The following is a 13,821-nucleotide window of genomic DNA, read 5'->3' as shown; positions in this document are numbered from 1 at the left end:
GTCCACCCCACCAAGGAGCGACGCGATGACCTCTTCCCCACGGCGCATCAGCAGAGGCTGGGCCGTGGCAGCGGCCGTTATCGGCGCGCTCGTCGTCGGCGTGGCGGCCTGCGAATGGGCCGGCTGGCCATTCCTCGCCAAGCCGGTGGAGCGCGTGCTGGGCCGCACCCTCGGGCGAGAGGTGCAACTCGGAAACGACAGCTCCCGCGCCACGGTGCGCTTTTTCGGCGGGCTGAAGGTCGACGTGCCGCACCTGCAGATCGGCGCGCCCGAGTGGAGCAGGCGCCCGTTCTTCCTGCGGGCCCGCAACGCCGAGATGCATCTGTCGTACGGCGATCTGTGGCGCGCCAAGAAAGGTGCGCCGCTCGACATCGACCTGCTGCGCGCTGACAACCTGATGGTGCACGCCGAGCGCATGGCCGACGGCCGTGCCTCGTGGGTGTTCGGCAACCTGCAAAAGCCCAGTGAGGAAAAGGAAGGGCAGCCCAATGCCTTCCCGACCGTGCGCGAGTTGCGTGTGAACGAAGGGCAGCTGACCTATGTCGACGAGCCGCTGAAGGCCGACATCGTCGCCAGGCTTGCGCTCGCGGAGGGCGCGGCCGGCGTGCAGGCGCCGCCGTCGCAAGGGTCGCAGCCACTGCCCGTGGCGCTTCGCGGGCTCATCGCCAGTGCCGAGGGCACCTACGGTCCTGCCAGGCTGTCGGCCAACCTGCGCACGGCGGGTGTCACGCCGCTGCTGCGCAGCGACACCCACGCGCCCTCGGTGCCGGTGGTGCTGGAGCTCAAGGCCAACAAGGCCAGCCTCACCTTCAATGGCACCGTGACCGACATCTTCAGGTTGTCCGACCTTGCCGGGCAGTTCCGCGTCAGCGGCCCCTCGCTCGCCGCGGCGGGTGACCCGCTGGGCGTCACCTTGCCCACCACCGGCGCCTTCGTGCTCGCCGGTCGCATCAACAAGGATGGCAAGGTCTGGAAGGTCGCCGCCGACGACGCGACGGTGGGGTCGACCAAGCTCAAGGGCGACTTCACCTACGACATGGGCCAGCCCGTGCCGCTGCTCACCGGCAGGGTCACGAGCCCGCGCCTGCTCCTTGCCGATCTCGCGCCCACCATCGGCGGCGAGCCCGGCGCCTCGCCGGCCCCTCCTGCGAAGACCCAGGCGCCGGCCGCAGCGCGGGTGCTGCCCGACAAGGAATTCGACCTGCCCTCACTGCGCGCGATGAATGCCGATGTGCAGATGGCCTTCGACCGTGTTGGAACTTCGGGGATCTCTTCGCCCTGCCGCTGCAACCACTGAAGACCCGCCTCACCCTGAGGGACGGCAAGTTGCGGCTCGACGACCTTGTGGCCACCACCGCCGACGGCAGCCTGCGCGGCAACGTGGCGCTCGACGGCACGCGCGACGTGGCGCTGTGGAACGCCGACCTGCGCTGGTCGGGCGTGAAGCTGGAGCAGTGGCTCAAGCAGGAGCGCTCCGACGGCAAGCCGCCCTTCGTGAGCGGCAAGCTCGTCGGTCACGCCAAGCTCGAAGGCCGCGGTCGCTCGACCGCGCAGATCCTCGGCAGCCTCGACGGCACGGTGGCCACCACCTTGCGCCAGGGCCGCATCTCCCACCTCGCGATCGAAGCGGCGGGCCTCGACATCGCGCAGGCCCTGGGTGTGCTGGTGAAGGGCGACCAGCTACTGCCCGTGAGCTGTGCACTCGCCGACCTGCAGGCCGACAAGGGCGTGCTGAAAACACGCACCTTCGTCGTCGACACCCCCGACTCCACCGTGTGGGCCGAGGGCAGCGTGTCGATGAAGGACGAGCAGCTCGACCTGAAGGCCACCGTCTCGCCCAAGGACTTCAGCCCGCTGGCGCTGCGCACGCCGATCCACGTGCGGGGCCAGTTCAATGCGCCCAGCATCTCGATCGAGAAGGCACCGCTCGCGCGGCGCGTGGCGGGCGCTGCGTTGCTGGCGCTGGTGAACCCGATTGCCGCGGTGCTGCCGCTCTTCGACCGGGGCGAAAACGATGAAGGCGACAGCTGCAACGAGCTGGTGGCCCGGGCGCGCGAGGCGGCCCGCACGGGCACCTCACCGGCCGAGCCGAAGAAGGGGAAGTAACCACGATGCGTTGACTTGTAATTTGGTTACTTGATAATCTGGCACCGAGTTACAAACCCAGTCTCCGATGAAACCAGCCGTCCTCGCCGTCACCCAGCGCATCCGCGAGCGCAGCGCCTCCTTGCGCAGCGCCTACCTGCAGCGTGTGGAAACCTGGGGTTCGCGCCCCCGCGGCGCCGAGCGCATGGGTTGCGCGAACGTCGCCCACGCGTTTGCCGCCATGCCCGGTGCCGACAAGCTGCGCATCGTGGCCGAGCGGGCGCCCAACATCGGCATCGTCAACGCCTACAACGACATGCTCTCGGCGCACCAGCCGCTCGCCACCTACCCCGACCTGATCCGCGACGAAGCGCATCGCCTCGGCGCCACCGCGCAGGTGGCGGGCGGCGTGCCGGCCATGTGCGATGGGGTGACGCAGGGCCTGCCCGGCATGGAGTTGAGCCTCTTCTCGCGCGACACCATCGCGATGAGCACCGCGGTGTCGCTCACGCACGATGTGTTCGACGCGGCCCTGCTGCTCGGCGTGTGCGACAAGATCGTGCCGGGCCTCCTGATCGGCGCCCTGCATTTCGGGCACCTGCCGTGTGTCTTCGTGCCCGCCGGGCCGATGACGAGCGGCCTCTCCAACAGCGCCAAGGCCAAGGTGCGCGAGCAGTTCGCGCAAGGTCTCGTCGGGCGCGACGAACTTCTGAAAGCCGAATCGGCGGCCTACCACGGCCCCGGCACCTGCACCTTCTACGGCACGGCCAACAGCAACCAGATGCTGATGGAGGCGATGGGCCTGCATGTGCCCGGCACCGCCTTCATCAACCCCCACGACGGCCTGCGCGAGCAGCTCACGCGCCAGGCGGTGCGCCAGGTGCTGGCCATTTCGCAGGGCGAGCGCCGCACGCCCATCGGGCGTGTGGTCGACGAGCGGGTGATCGTCAACGCGCTGGTAGCGCTGCTGGCGACCGGCGGCTCGACCAACCACCTGATCCACTGGGTGGCGGTGGCGCGTGCCGCGGGCATCCTGATCGACTGGACCGATTTCTCCGAGCTGTCGCACGTGGTGCCGCTGCTGGCGCGCGTGTACCCCAACGGCAGCGCCGACGTGAACCAGTTCCAGGCCGCCGGTGGCCCGGGCTTCGTGCTGCGCGAGCTGCTCGATGCAGGCCTGCTGCACGGCGACGTGATGACCACGAGAGAGGGCGGCCTGCGTGACTTCACCCGTGTGCCCGCGATGGACGGTGAGCGACTGGTGTGGCGCGATCTGCCGGCCGAGAGCGGCGACGACAGCATCCTGCGCCACGCAAGCGAGCCCTTCAGCGCCACCGGCGGCCTGAAGCTGCTCGACGGCAACCTCGGCCGTTCGGTGATCAAGGTGTCGGCCGTGCCCGAGGCCAACCACGTCATCGAAGCGCCGGCCATCGTGTTCGACGACCAGGAGTCGCTGCTCAATGCCTTCAAGGCCGGCACGCTGCAGCGCGATTTCGTCGCGGTGGTGCGCTTCCAGGGTCCGCAGGCCAATGGCATGCCCGAGCTGCACAAGCTCACGCCGCCGCTGGGCGTGCTGCAGGGGCAGGGCTTCAAGGTGGCGCTGGTGACCGATGGCCGCATGAGCGGTGCGTCGGGCAAGGTGCCGGCTGCCATCCACGTGAGCCCCGAGGCGATGGCCGGTGGGCCGCTGGCCAAGGTGCGCGATGGTGACGTGATCCGCCTCGACGCGGTGGCCGGCACGCTCGAAGCGCGTGTCGACCCCGAGACCTGGGCCCAGCGCGAGCTGGCGACCATGAGTGAGCAGCGCCGCGCCGACAACGCCCACGGCCTGGGCCGCGAACTCTTCGGCGGCATGCGCCGCAACGTGCGCAGCGCCGAAGAAGGCGCCATCACTTGGCTTTGAACCAGGCTTTGAACGACACACTCCCATGAACACACTCGAACTCGCATCCCACGGCCCGGTGATCCCGGTCATCGTCATCGACCGTCTGGAAGACGCCGTGCCGCTGGCCGAAGCGCTGGTGGCCGGCGGCGTGATAGTGCTGGAGGTGACGCTGCGCACCCCGGTGGCGCTGGCCGCGATGGAGGCGATTGCGAAGAAGGTGCCCGAGGCCATCGTCGGCGCCGGCACGGTGCGCAACGTGGCCGACGCGAAGGCCGCGCTGAGTGCCGGTTGCCGGTTCGCGGTGAGCCCGGGCTACCTGAGCCTCGTCGGCCAGGCCTGCCGCGAGATCGGCCTGCCGCTCTTGCCGGGCGTGGCCACCGGCAGCGAGGTGATGCAGGCCAACCTCGACGGCTACGACTTCCTCAAGTTCTTCCCCGCCACTGCGGCGGGCGGCATCCCGATGCTGAAGGCCCTGGCCGGCCCGTTCGCCGACGTGAAGTTCTGCCCCACCGGCGGCATCACGCCCGAGACCGCGCCGCAGTTCCTCTCGCTGCCCAACGTGCCGGTCTGCGGCGGCTCGTGGCTCACGCCCGCGGCCGCGGTGGCCGCGCGAGACTGGGCCCGCATCACCCAGCTCGCACGCGAGGCGCAGGCGCTGCGGGCCTGAGCCTCGCCCCGTGTCACCTCACGGCGTGAGGTCGTAGGTGGCGTAGTGCGCGTTGAAGCCGCGGCCGGCGCTGTCGGTGCTGTAGAGGTGCAGGCCGGTCTGGTAGGTGTTGGGCGCGAAGCCGGGGCCCGTGCCGTTGCAGTGCAGGTCGTTGACGGTGGCGAGGCTGCAGTTGATGACCCCGCTGCGGGCCACCGATGACACGGTGGCGCCATCGTTGAACGACTGGTTGGGGGTGCCCGCCACCGAGCGCACGCCGAAGAGCGTGAGGTTCACCGGCGGCAATGCGCCGGCGGGGACTTCCCAGCTGACGGCCACCGGCCCGGCACCGAGCGCCAGCACACCGCTCGCCAGCGCCGTGCTTTCCATCGTGGCGAGGGTGCTGGCCGGCAGGCGCGCCAGCGGCCGGGTGCGGAACTCGGCGATGGTCAACGCACGCGAGCGTGTGCGGTAGGCCTGTTCGGCCGCGAGCGTGGTGGGGTCGCTGGCCAGGTAGTAGCGGAAGCGCCAGACCGACTGTGCCGGGATGGCCGCCACCTCCGCATCGCTGAGCTGTGGGGACGAGAAGACGAGGCCGGTGTCGAGCGTCGACGGCGAGCCCGGCGTGGCTGCCGACTCGAACGCCGAGGCCACACGCAGCAGGCTGGTGCCGCTCACCGTGCCGTTCGAGCGCACGAGGTTGAGCGCGCCGCCGCCGGCGCTGGGCCGCAACACCAGCGTGGTGCCGAAGGGCGTCTGCACCTCCACCCGGTCGAAGATGGGCACACCGCCCGCGGTGGTGTTGTTCACCTGCAGGTTGTAGGCGCTGCTGTGGTAGTTGAAGCCCGACTGCGCGAGCGTCGGGAACACGCGGTACTGGTGGTACGCGGTGACGCCGCCGCTGTAGGCGTACTGGTTGCCGATCAGCTTGAGCGATGCGCCTTCGCGCCGCACCACCAGCGAGTCGTAGGTGGTGGCGCCGCTCACGGCACGCGACCGATAGCCCACCACCAGGTCGCCGTTGTTGCGGGCGAACTCGTAGGTGCCCTGGTCGAACACGATCCCGGTGGCGCCGTTGTTGAAGAGGCCGGAGAACGAGCCGGTTGCGCTGACGACGCTGCCGTTGCTGAGGTAGCTGGCCGGGTCGTCGCCGACGAAGAGCGAACGGCAGGCGGGTGCGATGACCTGTGCCGCCGTCGTGCCGCCGCTGGCCACGCGCTCTGCGAGCGGCAGGGCGTAGCAGGCGGTGGCACGTGTCATCAGGTCGCTGATTTGCACGGCGGTGCCGGCCGGCACCAGCGCGGCCGGATCGACCGGCGTATTGAGCGCCGCGCTGTTGGCGGCCACGATGTCGGCCAACGGCTGGGTGCTGTCGAAGCGCAACGGCGTGAGCGCCGCGCCGGCGCTGCTCGCGCGCAGACCCACCTCCACATTGGCGCCGGTGCTGCCGGTGGGCGTGATCGTCACGTACAGCGAGTCCAGCAGCTGGTCGAAGCCGGTGCCGTCGACGACGAACACGCCACGCAAAGGATCGAAGGCCGTCTGGCCGGCGGCGGTGAGGTAGGGCGCGAGCAACGTGCGCACTTCGGCGAGCTTGTCGCCGAGGGTCTGCGCCGTCACGGTGGCCGTGTTGCTGCCCACTTCGCTCGCCAGCGCAAGCGGTTGGCCCGAGGGGCTCAGGCGTGTGGCGACGAGCGTCGTGACCGGGCTGAGGTTGAGGCGCGTGGTGGTGCCGGCGGCGGGCGCGGTGTCGAGCACACTCACCAGCGATTGCGTTTCGCCGGTCGCTTCGGTGCGCGAGGCGACGGCGACGAAGGGGGCCTGTGCGCCCTCGTTGAGCGTCAGCTCCCACTGGCCGTCGCGGCCGACCGGCGCGCTGGTGCCGACGAGCGTGCCGCTGCGGTCGTACACCCGCACCACCGACTCTGTGAACGGCGCGCCCGTGGCGGCTACGCCGCCGAGCTTGCTGGCCGGCGGGCGCCCGCCGCCGCCGTCATCGCCGCCACCGCAGGCAGAGATGATGGCGATGGCGGCGGCTGCCGCGAGGGTCAGCGCCAGTCGGCGCACAGGGGGGTGAAAGGGCGTTGCCGCATGGGGTCCTCCGTCGATGGCATCGTTGGAGGTCATGCTAGGCAGCGCGGTGGGCCGGCGCGTCATCCAGACGAATGAAATGCCGGGCGCTCCCGCGGCGGCTCAGTGCCCGGGCTGGCGCTCGATCAGTTCGATCTTGTAGCCGTCGGGGTCGGTGACGAAGGCGATCACGGTCGTGCCGCCTTTCACTGGGCCGGCTTCGCGTGTGACCGCACCGCCGTTGGCGCGGATCTTGTCGCAGGCGGCGTAGGCATCGGGCACTTCGATCGCGATGTGGCCGTAGGCGCTGCCGAGCTCGTATTGGTCGACGCCGTAGTTGTAGGTCAGCTCGATCTCGGCGTGCTCGGGGTTGCGACCGTAGCCGAGGAAGGCGAGCGAGTACTGCTGTTCGGGGCGGTCGGTGGTGCGCAGCAGTTGCATGCCCATCACCTTCGTGTAGAAGTCGATCGAGCGCTGCAGGTTTCCGACGCGCAGCATGGTGTGGAGGATTCGCATGGTGTCAGTGGGTGGTTGGCGCGAGCGAGCCGAGCGCCGGGCCGCCCCAAGCCGGCGTGCACCCCCTCGGGGGGGCAGTCATCTCGCATCGAGGATGAAACAGGTGGTCGAGGCGTGAGCGTACAGCTTGCCGTCGTGGCCATAGAGGCGGCCCTCGGCGGTGCCCATGCTGCGCCCGAGGTGAATGACCTTGCCCTCCGCGCGCACCAGTGGCACGTGCTCCGTCAACGCCCGCACGATGTTGATCTTCAGTTCGACGGTGGTGTAGCTCTTGCCCGCCGGCAATGAGGAGTGGACGGCGCACGCCACGCACGAATCGAGCAGTGTCGCGAACCAGCCGCCGTGCACGGTGCCGAGCGGGTTGTAGTGCGCGCGGCGCGGGCGGCCCTGGAAGATGGCGCGGCCCGGTTCCACGAAGACCGGCAGGAAATCGAGCGTCTCGCCGATGTGCGGCTGCGGCAGCTCGCCGGAGAACATCGCGTCGAACACCTCGATGCCGGCCTTGCCCGCCACCTGCTCGGGGCGGATCACGCCGAGCGCGCCGCGGCGCGCACGAACCGAGGCTTCGTCGGCCTCCCAGGCGGCGAGGGTCTGTTCAGGAGTGAGGGTGGGTTCGGCCATTGCGGTCTCCATAAAGTTGCATCTACAACAATTGTAGCTACAATTGAATCCATGACCACCCGGACCACCGCCCCACGCGGCTGCACCAACTTCAAGCTGCGCCAGCTCACCCGCACGGTAAGCCGCCGCTACGACGCGGCGGTGGCGGCCAGTGGCCTCAAGACCACGCAGTACTCGCTGCTCTCGCACATCGGCGCGATGGAGCCGGTGCGCCCGTCGGACCTGGCGACCAAGATGAACCTCGAGGTGTCGACGCTGTCGCGCAACCTGCAGCCGCTCGTCGCACAGGGCTGGGTGACGCAGGGCCCAGGCCCCGATGCACGCACGCGGCTGGTGGCGCTGACCGAGGCCGGCCGCGCCAAGCGCAGCGAGGCGCAGCGCCTGTGGAAACAAGCGCAGCTGAGCCTGAACGACACCCTCGGCGAGGCGCGCGTGGCGCAGCTGCACCAATTGATCGACGACTGCCTGGCCGTGATCGGCTCAGATGAAGAAGGAGCTGGCGATGAGTAACGCGACGAGCCATGCGCTGAACGGCCGCAAGGTGGCCTTGTGGCTGGTGTTGCTGGCGGCCGCCGGCACTTTTTCGTTGACGATGGGCGCGCGCCAGTCGATGGGCCTCTTCCTCAACACGCTCAACACGCACACCGGCCTGGGCCTCGCGAGCATCAGCCTGGCGTTTGCGTTCGGACAGCTGTGGTGGGGGCTCACGCAGCCGTTTGCCGGCATGGTGGCCGACCGTGTGGGCGCCGGGCGGGTGCTGGTGACGGGAGTGGTGCTGATCGCGATCGGCACGGCGATGGTGCCCTTCATGACGACGACGGCCGGCCTGGTGCTCGCGATCGGCGTGCTGGCGGCGGGTGGTGCGGGCATGGCCGGTCCGGCCGTGCTGATGGCCGCGACCACGCGGCTGGTGCCGGCCGAAAAGCGCGGCATGGCCTCGGGCATCGTGAACGCAGGGGGCTCTTTCGGCCAGTTCCTTTTTGCGCCGCTCGCGCAGGCCATCACCGCGGCGGCGAGCTGGGTCGTCGCCTTGCAGAGCCTGGCGGTCATCACCTTGCTGGCCTTGCCGGCCGCCTGGGTGCTGCGCGGCTCGGCACAACAGGCGGCCGTCGCAGGCGCAGCACCGGTGAAGAAGGAGACCACGCGCGAGGCGATCGGCCGTGCGGTGCGCGACCCGAGCTACCTGATGCTGTGCGCCGGCTTCTTCGTCTGCGGCTTTCACGTCGCCTTCATCGCGACGCACCTGCCCGGTGTGGTGGCCTCGTGCCAGCTGCCACCGGCGCTCGGTGCATGGGCGCTCGGCGTCATCGGGCTCTTCAACATCGTCGGAAGTGTGGCGATGGGCTGGGCGGTCGGTTTCCAGGGCGGGCGCTGGCGCATGAAGTCGCTCTTGTCGCTGGTGTATGCGACGCGGGCGGTGGCGGTGCTGCTGTTCCTGCTGGCGCCCAAGACCGAGTTCACGCTGCTGGTGTTCGCGGCGGTGATCGGTGTCACCTATCTCTCGACCGTGCCGCCGACGGCGGGCCTGGTCGCCAAGTTCTTCGGCCCGGCCCACATGGCCACGCTCTTCGGCCTGGTGATGCTGGCGCACCAGATCGGCGGCTTCCTCGGCGCGTATCTCGGTGGCAAGTCCTTCGAGTGGACCGGCAGCTACAACTGGATGTGGTACGTCGACATCGTGCTCGCCGTCGGCGCGGCACTCATCCACCTGCCGATCCGCGAAGCCTCTTCGGCGGTGCCTGCGGTGCAGCCTGCCAAGGCCTGAGCCTCAGACACCCACGCCGAAGAGGATCAGCACGCCGATCACCGCGAACACCAGCGCGGCGACGGCATGCACCCATTTGAGCGGCACGAACCTCACGGCGCGTTCGCCGAAGAGCACGGCCGGAACGTTGGCGATCATCATGCCGAGCGTGGTGCCGAGTGTGACCCACAGCAGCGAGTCGAAGCGGGCCGCGAGCATCACGGTTGCGATCTGCGTCTTGTCGCCCATCTCGGCCAGGAAGAAGGCGACGAGCGTCACGCCGAACACGCCCCAGCGGCCGGCACTCGCGGTCTCGCCCTCGTCGGCCTTGTCGGGGATCAGCATCCACGCCGCGACCGCGAGGAACGAGGCACCGAGCCCCCAGCGCATCCACCGTGGGTCAATCAGCGTCTGCAGCCAGGCGCCGAGCGCCGCGGCCGCGGCATGGTTGGCGAGGGTCGCGACGAGGATGCCGAGCACGATGGGCACGGGCTTGCGGTAGCGGGCGGCGAGCAGCAAGGCGAGCAGCTGGGTCTTGTCGCCGATCTCGCCGAGGGCGACGACGCCGGTCGACACCCCGAAGGCTTCGAGGCTCATCAGTTCGTGGGTACCGTGTAGTTGAGCGTCATGCGCCCGCCGTCGACGAAGACGATCTCGCCGGTCATGTAGCTCGACGCGCCGCTGAGCAGGAAGGCGGTCACCTCGGCGATCTCTTCCGGCTCGCCCAGGCGCTTCATCGGGGTGCGGCTCATGATGCGCTGTTTCGCTTCTTCACTGCCCAGCACCGCGTTGCGTGCGAGTTCGGTGGCGATGGTGCCAGGCGCCACCGCGTTCACGCGCACGCCGCGGTCGGCCAGCGCGAGGGCCATCACGCGGGTGAGCTGGTTGATGCCGCCTTTGCTGACGTTGTAGCTCGCGATGCTGGGGATGGCCATCACGCCGTTGACCGGCTTCATGTTGACGATGGCACCGCCGCCCGTCTTCGCCATCTCGCGAGCGGCGGCCTGGCCGACGAGGAAGGCGCCCTTGAGGTTGACGTCGAGCACGGCGTCCCAGTCGGCTTCGGTGATGTCGAGGAAGTCGGCGGCCTTGAAGATGCCGGCGTTGTTGACGAGGCCGGTGATGCGACCGAAGGCTTGCAAGGTCTCGGCGATGGCGGCGTCGACGTCGGCCTTGTGCGCGACGTTGCAATGCAGGTAGTGCGCACGTCGGCCTTGCGCCGCGAGCGACGCGGCGAGCGCCTGGCCGCGGGCGGCGTCGACATCCCACAGCGCGACCGCGGCGCCGTCTTGCGACAGGCGTTCGGCACATGCGGCGCCGATGCCCTGCGCGGCACCGGTGACGATGACGACCTGGTCGTGCAGGGCGAAGTGGACCTGGCTCATCGTTTGCCTCCCTCCAGCCACACGCCGATGCCCTGGGCGTTCAGTTCGATGTCGTTGGCAAGCAGGCGCAGCACCTCCTCGTCGGCCAGCGTGCAGCCGTGGGCGCGCACGCGGCGCAGGTAGGTGGCGCTCAGCGCCTGCTTGAGCTGTGCGTGGCGGTCGGGTGCGTCGCGCAGAGGCGTGGCGAGCTGCACCAGCTCGTCGATCTGCTCCAGCAGCATCGCCCCGAGCGCGGCGACACCCTGCACGCGGCCGTAGTGGGTGAGGTACATCGACTCGGGGGCCTGCGAGAGCAGGCGCTGCACTGAAGCCTTGAGCGCGGCGGGATCGAACTGCACGGGTGTGGTGGTGGGCAGCAGCCACGGGCCGCGAGCGGTGTCGAACTCGCGGTACGAGAGGCCGAAGGTGTCGCCGGTGAAGACGCTGCGGCTGCGCTCGTCCCAGATGCAGTGGTGGTGCCTGGCGTGGCCGGGGGTGTCGAAGACGGTCAGCGTGCGGCCTGCGAGCTGCACCGTCATGCCGTCGTGGCTGGTGACGACGCGCTCCTTGGGAACGGGTGCGATGCTGCCGTAAGCCCGCGCCACTTCATCGGCGCCGTAGACCGCGCTCGCGCCGGCAATCAGCGCGCTCGGATCGACCATGTGTCGCTCGCCGCGCGGGTGCACCAGCAGCCGCGCGTGGGGCAGGGCCTGCATCAGAGCGCCGGCACCGCCGGCGTGGTCGAGGTGCACGTGGGTGACGATGACCCAGTCGGCGTCTTCCGGTTGCAGGCCGGTGGCGGCGAGGGCCGCCAGCAGGCGAGGCACGCTGTGCGTGGTGCCGGTGTCGATGAAGGCCGCGCGGCCGTCTTCGACCATCAGGTAGGCGGCGTCGAAATCGGCGCGGTGAAAGCCGGTGTCGACGGTGTGGATGCCGTGTGTTTCGCTCATGGTTCATTCTGGCACCGCGCCGGAGGCCCCCGCTACACTGCCTGCCCATGATGAACACCGACGAGCTCCTGCAGCCGATCTCCGACTCGGCACCGTGCGGCGAAGACCTGTCGTTCTCGGCCGAGTTCGACCAGATCGCCGAGATGCGCCGCGAAGACGACCCGACGCTCGACCAGGGCGAGTGGGTGACCGCCCTCAAGGTGGCCGACTGGCCCGGCGTGCTCGACCGTTGCAGCGAGTTGCTGCGCAGCAGGTCGAAAGACCTGCGGCTGGCCATGTGGTGGGCCGAGGCCGCCACGCTGACCCGGGGTTATGTCGGCCTGCGCCAAGGCCTGGAACTCTGCGGCGGTCTGTGCGAGCGCTACTGGGACGGCTTCTACCCGCAGCCCGAAGACGGCGACCAGGAGCAGCGCATCGGCAACCTGGGCTGGTTCCTGGGACGGCTCGGGGCGCTCTCGACCGTGGCGCCCATCACCAAGGGTCGCGCCGGGGCGTATTCGTTGCAGCAGATGTTTGCCGCGCGCATGCTGCAGCCCACGCCTGACAAGCCGCTGCCGCCCGAGGCGCTCACGCTCGACAAGTTCAACCGCGCACTGCGCGAGACCCCGAAGGATGAGCTGCGCGCCTCGCTCGCAGCGCTGGAAGCCAGCCAGCAGCTGCTGAACGGCCTTCAGGGGCTGGTCGATTCGAAGCTGGGGACTGAAGGCCCGAGCTTCGTTTCGGCGCGCGACGCCCTGGCCTCGGCGCTGCACGAGCTGCAGCGCCTGGCGCGCGAGGTGGGCGCGATCTCGGGTGCGGCGGCGGCATCGACGGCCGCGGCAGAGGCCGGTGCCGACACACCCGCGGCCGGCGTCGCCGCGGCCTCGATCGGCGGTCCGTTGCGCACCCGCGAGCAGGCACTGGCCCAGTTGCGCGAGGTGGCGAGCTTCTTCCGTGCCACCGAGCCGCACAGCCCCGTGGCCTACCTCGCCGACAAGGCCGTGCAGTGGGGCGACATGCCCTTGCACCTGTGGCTGCGCGCCGTGCTCAAGGACGCGGGCGCACTCGCCCACGTGGAAGAGCTGCTGGGCGTGGAGCCGCCCAAGGACGGGAACGGCTGAGCCTTCCTGGCAGGGTGACGAGTGAGCCTTACTGGCAGGGTGACGAGTGAGCCTTACTGGCTCACCCGGAACTCGATGCGCCGATTGCGCGCCCGCCCTTCGGGCGTGTCGTTCGCCGCCACGGGCCGGTCAGGCCCGGAGCCCGAAGTGGTGATGAGCGAGGGCGGCACGCCCTTGCTCGCGAGGTAGCTGCGCACCGCATCGGCCCGTGCAAGCGAGAGCACGATGTTGGTGTCGCGTGTGCCTTGCGAATCGGTGTGGCCGATGACCTCGACCTTCTTGCTGCCCATCTTCAGGAGCGCCGTCGCCATCTCGTCGAGGATGCTGCGGCCGGCCGGGCGCAGCACGCTGCTGCCGGCTTCGAACTCGATGATGCGGTTGGCCAGCGTGGCGTCGAGCACCGACTGCTCCTGCGCCGCCACGCGCAGCGCATTGCGCACCGCATAGGTCGGGTTGAGGGCGGTCGCCATGTCGGCCGCCAGCTGCTGGCGCTGCGCTTCGTTGGTGACTTCGCCCTTGAGTTCGATGTTGTTGCCGCTGATCACGAGCTGGCCGCGCGACACGTTCTTGAGCTGCGGCGACACGATCTTCTGCACGTAGCCGCTCCAGTTGGGCGGGGCCACCACCTGGCCCACGCCGAGCTGGTCGACCACCCGCTCAGCGCCGTAGACCTCGCGCACACGCGCGAGGATGGCGTTGCGGGTGGCCTCGTCGGGCACGGTGCCGGCGACCACCACCTGGTTGGGCGCGGCGGGCGTCGGGGGCAGCGCTGCGACAGGCAGGGCGGTTGCCGCCAGTGTGAGTGGCAGCAGGCGTTTGATGAAGGACGGGAGGCTCATG

The 13,821-nt window shown here is 69.7% G+C and carries 14 protein-coding genes; 7 read left to right on the top strand and 7 right to left on the bottom strand.

Annotation, left to right across the window (positions count from 1 at the left end):
* The first annotated feature begins 25 nt into the window (after positions 1–25).
* The 4 genes from LRS03_RS10930 (at position 26) to eda (ending at position 4,637) form a co-directional block, all read left to right on the top strand.
* Positions 26–1,297: an AsmA family protein gene (locus LRS03_RS10930; protein WP_257825455.1), complete on the top strand. Its 1,272-nt coding sequence runs from the start codon at positions 26–28 to the stop codon at positions 1,295–1,297.
* A gap of 29 nt (positions 1,298–1,326) precedes the next feature.
* Positions 1,327–2,106, top strand: coding sequence for an AsmA-like C-terminal region-containing protein (locus LRS03_RS10925; RefSeq protein ID WP_257825454.1), 780 nt, complete (start codon positions 1,327–1,329; stop codon positions 2,104–2,106).
* 67 nt (positions 2,107–2,173) lie between these two features.
* Entirely contained in the window at positions 2,174–3,988 is a 1,815-nt protein-coding gene (gene edd / locus LRS03_RS10920; protein ID WP_257825453.1) for a phosphogluconate dehydratase, read from the top strand.
* Between the two features lie 25 nt (positions 3,989–4,013).
* The gene (eda, locus tag LRS03_RS10915) at positions 4,014–4,637 is read left to right on the top strand and encodes a bifunctional 4-hydroxy-2-oxoglutarate aldolase/2-dehydro-3-deoxy-phosphogluconate aldolase (RefSeq protein WP_257825452.1); all 624 of its coding nucleotides are present in this window, start codon (positions 4,014–4,016) and stop codon (positions 4,635–4,637) included.
* An 18-nt stretch (positions 4,638–4,655) separates the two neighbouring features.
* Here the strand turns inward: eda and LRS03_RS10910 are convergent, their stop codons facing one another.
* The 3 genes from LRS03_RS10910 to LRS03_RS10900 form a co-directional block, all read right to left on the bottom strand.
* The gene (locus LRS03_RS10910; RefSeq protein WP_257825451.1) at positions 4,656–6,743 is read right to left on the bottom strand and encodes a hypothetical protein; all 2,088 of its coding nucleotides are present in this window, start codon (positions 6,741–6,743) and stop codon (positions 4,656–4,658) included.
* A gap of 66 nt (positions 6,744–6,809) precedes the next feature.
* On the bottom strand, positions 6,810–7,202 hold the full coding sequence (gene gloA, locus LRS03_RS10905) for a lactoylglutathione lyase (RefSeq protein ID WP_257825450.1): 393 nt from the start codon (positions 7,200–7,202) through the stop codon (positions 6,810–6,812).
* 78 nt (positions 7,203–7,280) lie between these two features.
* Positions 7,281–7,823 (bottom strand): PaaI family thioesterase, encoded by a 543-nt coding sequence (locus LRS03_RS10900; RefSeq protein ID WP_257825449.1) that lies wholly within the window; start codon positions 7,821–7,823, stop codon positions 7,281–7,283.
* Between the two features lie 51 nt (positions 7,824–7,874).
* Between LRS03_RS10900 and LRS03_RS10895 the strand changes: the two genes are divergently transcribed.
* Together LRS03_RS10895 and LRS03_RS10890 are read left to right on the top strand one after the other, a co-directional pair.
* Positions 7,875–8,333, top strand: coding sequence for a MarR family winged helix-turn-helix transcriptional regulator (locus LRS03_RS10895; RefSeq protein ID WP_257825448.1), 459 nt, complete (start codon positions 7,875–7,877; stop codon positions 8,331–8,333).
* Positions 8,326–9,588 (top strand): MFS transporter, encoded by a 1,263-nt coding sequence (locus LRS03_RS10890; protein ID WP_257825447.1) that lies wholly within the window; start codon positions 8,326–8,328, stop codon positions 9,586–9,588. Before LRS03_RS10895 ends, LRS03_RS10890 begins: the two co-directional genes overlap by 8 nt.
* Before the next feature lie 3 nt (positions 9,589–9,591).
* Here LRS03_RS10890 and LRS03_RS10885 read toward each other — a convergent pair whose 3' ends face one another.
* Genes LRS03_RS10885 through LRS03_RS10875 form a run of 3 tightly spaced genes read right to left on the bottom strand, consistent with a single transcriptional unit; the run spans position 9,592 to position 11,881 of the window.
* Positions 9,592–10,164, bottom strand: coding sequence for a TMEM165/GDT1 family protein (locus LRS03_RS10885; RefSeq protein WP_257825446.1), 573 nt, complete (start codon positions 10,162–10,164; stop codon positions 9,592–9,594).
* Positions 10,164–10,952 carry an SDR family NAD(P)-dependent oxidoreductase gene (locus LRS03_RS10880; protein ID WP_257825445.1) on the bottom strand — a complete coding sequence of 263 codons (789 nt, stop codon included), beginning with the start codon at positions 10,950–10,952 and terminating at the stop codon, positions 10,164–10,166. Before LRS03_RS10880 ends, LRS03_RS10885 begins: the two co-directional genes overlap by 1 nt.
* Positions 10,949–11,881 carry an MBL fold metallo-hydrolase gene (locus LRS03_RS10875; protein WP_257825444.1) on the bottom strand — a complete coding sequence of 311 codons (933 nt, stop codon included), beginning with the start codon at positions 11,879–11,881 and terminating at the stop codon, positions 10,949–10,951. Before LRS03_RS10875 ends, LRS03_RS10880 begins: the two co-directional genes overlap by 4 nt.
* Before the next feature lie 47 nt (positions 11,882–11,928).
* Here LRS03_RS10875 and tssA point away from each other — a divergent pair, with 47 nt between their 5' ends.
* Positions 11,929–12,981, top strand: coding sequence for a type VI secretion system protein TssA (tssA, locus tag LRS03_RS10870; RefSeq protein WP_257825443.1), 1,053 nt, complete (start codon positions 11,929–11,931; stop codon positions 12,979–12,981).
* 53 nt (positions 12,982–13,034) lie between these two features.
* Here tssA and LRS03_RS10865 read toward each other — a convergent pair whose 3' ends face one another.
* Complete coding sequence (locus LRS03_RS10865; protein ID WP_257825442.1) at positions 13,035–13,820, bottom strand: OmpA family protein; 786 nt, start codon at positions 13,818–13,820, stop codon at positions 13,035–13,037.
* Position 13,821 lies beyond the last annotated feature (1 nt).

The organism is Rhizobacter sp. J219 (assembly GCF_024700055.1).
Lineage (GTDB): Bacteria > Pseudomonadota > Gammaproteobacteria > Burkholderiales > Burkholderiaceae_C > Rhizobacter.
This window is presented reverse-complemented; position numbering and strand designations above follow the sequence as displayed.

Bases quoted from the DNA above. Each gene is read 5' to 3' on its own strand.
- LRS03_RS10930 (WP_257825455.1), top strand. From the start codon at position 26: ATGACCTCTTCCCCACGGCGCATCAGCAGAGGCTGGGCCGTGGCAGCG.
- edd (WP_257825453.1), top strand. From the start codon at position 2,174: ATGAAACCAGCCGTCCTCGCCGTCACCCAGCGCATCCGCGAGCGCAGC.
- eda (WP_257825452.1), top strand. From the start codon at position 4,014: ATGAACACACTCGAACTCGCATCCCACGGCCCGGTGATCCCGGTCATC.
- LRS03_RS10910 (WP_257825451.1), bottom strand. From the start codon at position 6,743: ATGACCTCCAACGATGCCATCGACGGAGGACCCCATGCGGCAACGCCC.
- gloA (WP_257825450.1), bottom strand. From the start codon at position 7,202: ATGCGAATCCTCCACACCATGCTGCGCGTCGGAAACCTGCAGCGCTCG.
- LRS03_RS10900 (WP_257825449.1), bottom strand. From the start codon at position 7,823: ATGGCCGAACCCACCCTCACTCCTGAACAGACCCTCGCCGCCTGGGAG.
- LRS03_RS10895 (WP_257825448.1), top strand. From the start codon at position 7,875: ATGACCACCCGGACCACCGCCCCACGCGGCTGCACCAACTTCAAGCTG.
- LRS03_RS10890 (WP_257825447.1), top strand. From the start codon at position 8,326: ATGAGTAACGCGACGAGCCATGCGCTGAACGGCCGCAAGGTGGCCTTG.
- LRS03_RS10885 (WP_257825446.1), bottom strand. From the start codon at position 10,164: ATGAGCCTCGAAGCCTTCGGGGTGTCGACCGGCGTCGTCGCCCTCGGC.
- LRS03_RS10880 (WP_257825445.1), bottom strand. From the start codon at position 10,952: ATGAGCCAGGTCCACTTCGCCCTGCACGACCAGGTCGTCATCGTCACC.
- LRS03_RS10875 (WP_257825444.1), bottom strand. From the start codon at position 11,881: ATGAGCGAAACACACGGCATCCACACCGTCGACACCGGCTTTCACCGC.
- tssA (WP_257825443.1), top strand. From the start codon at position 11,929: ATGATGAACACCGACGAGCTCCTGCAGCCGATCTCCGACTCGGCACCG.
- LRS03_RS10865 (WP_257825442.1), bottom strand. From the start codon at position 13,820: ATGAGCCTCCCGTCCTTCATCAAACGCCTGCTGCCACTCACACTGGCG.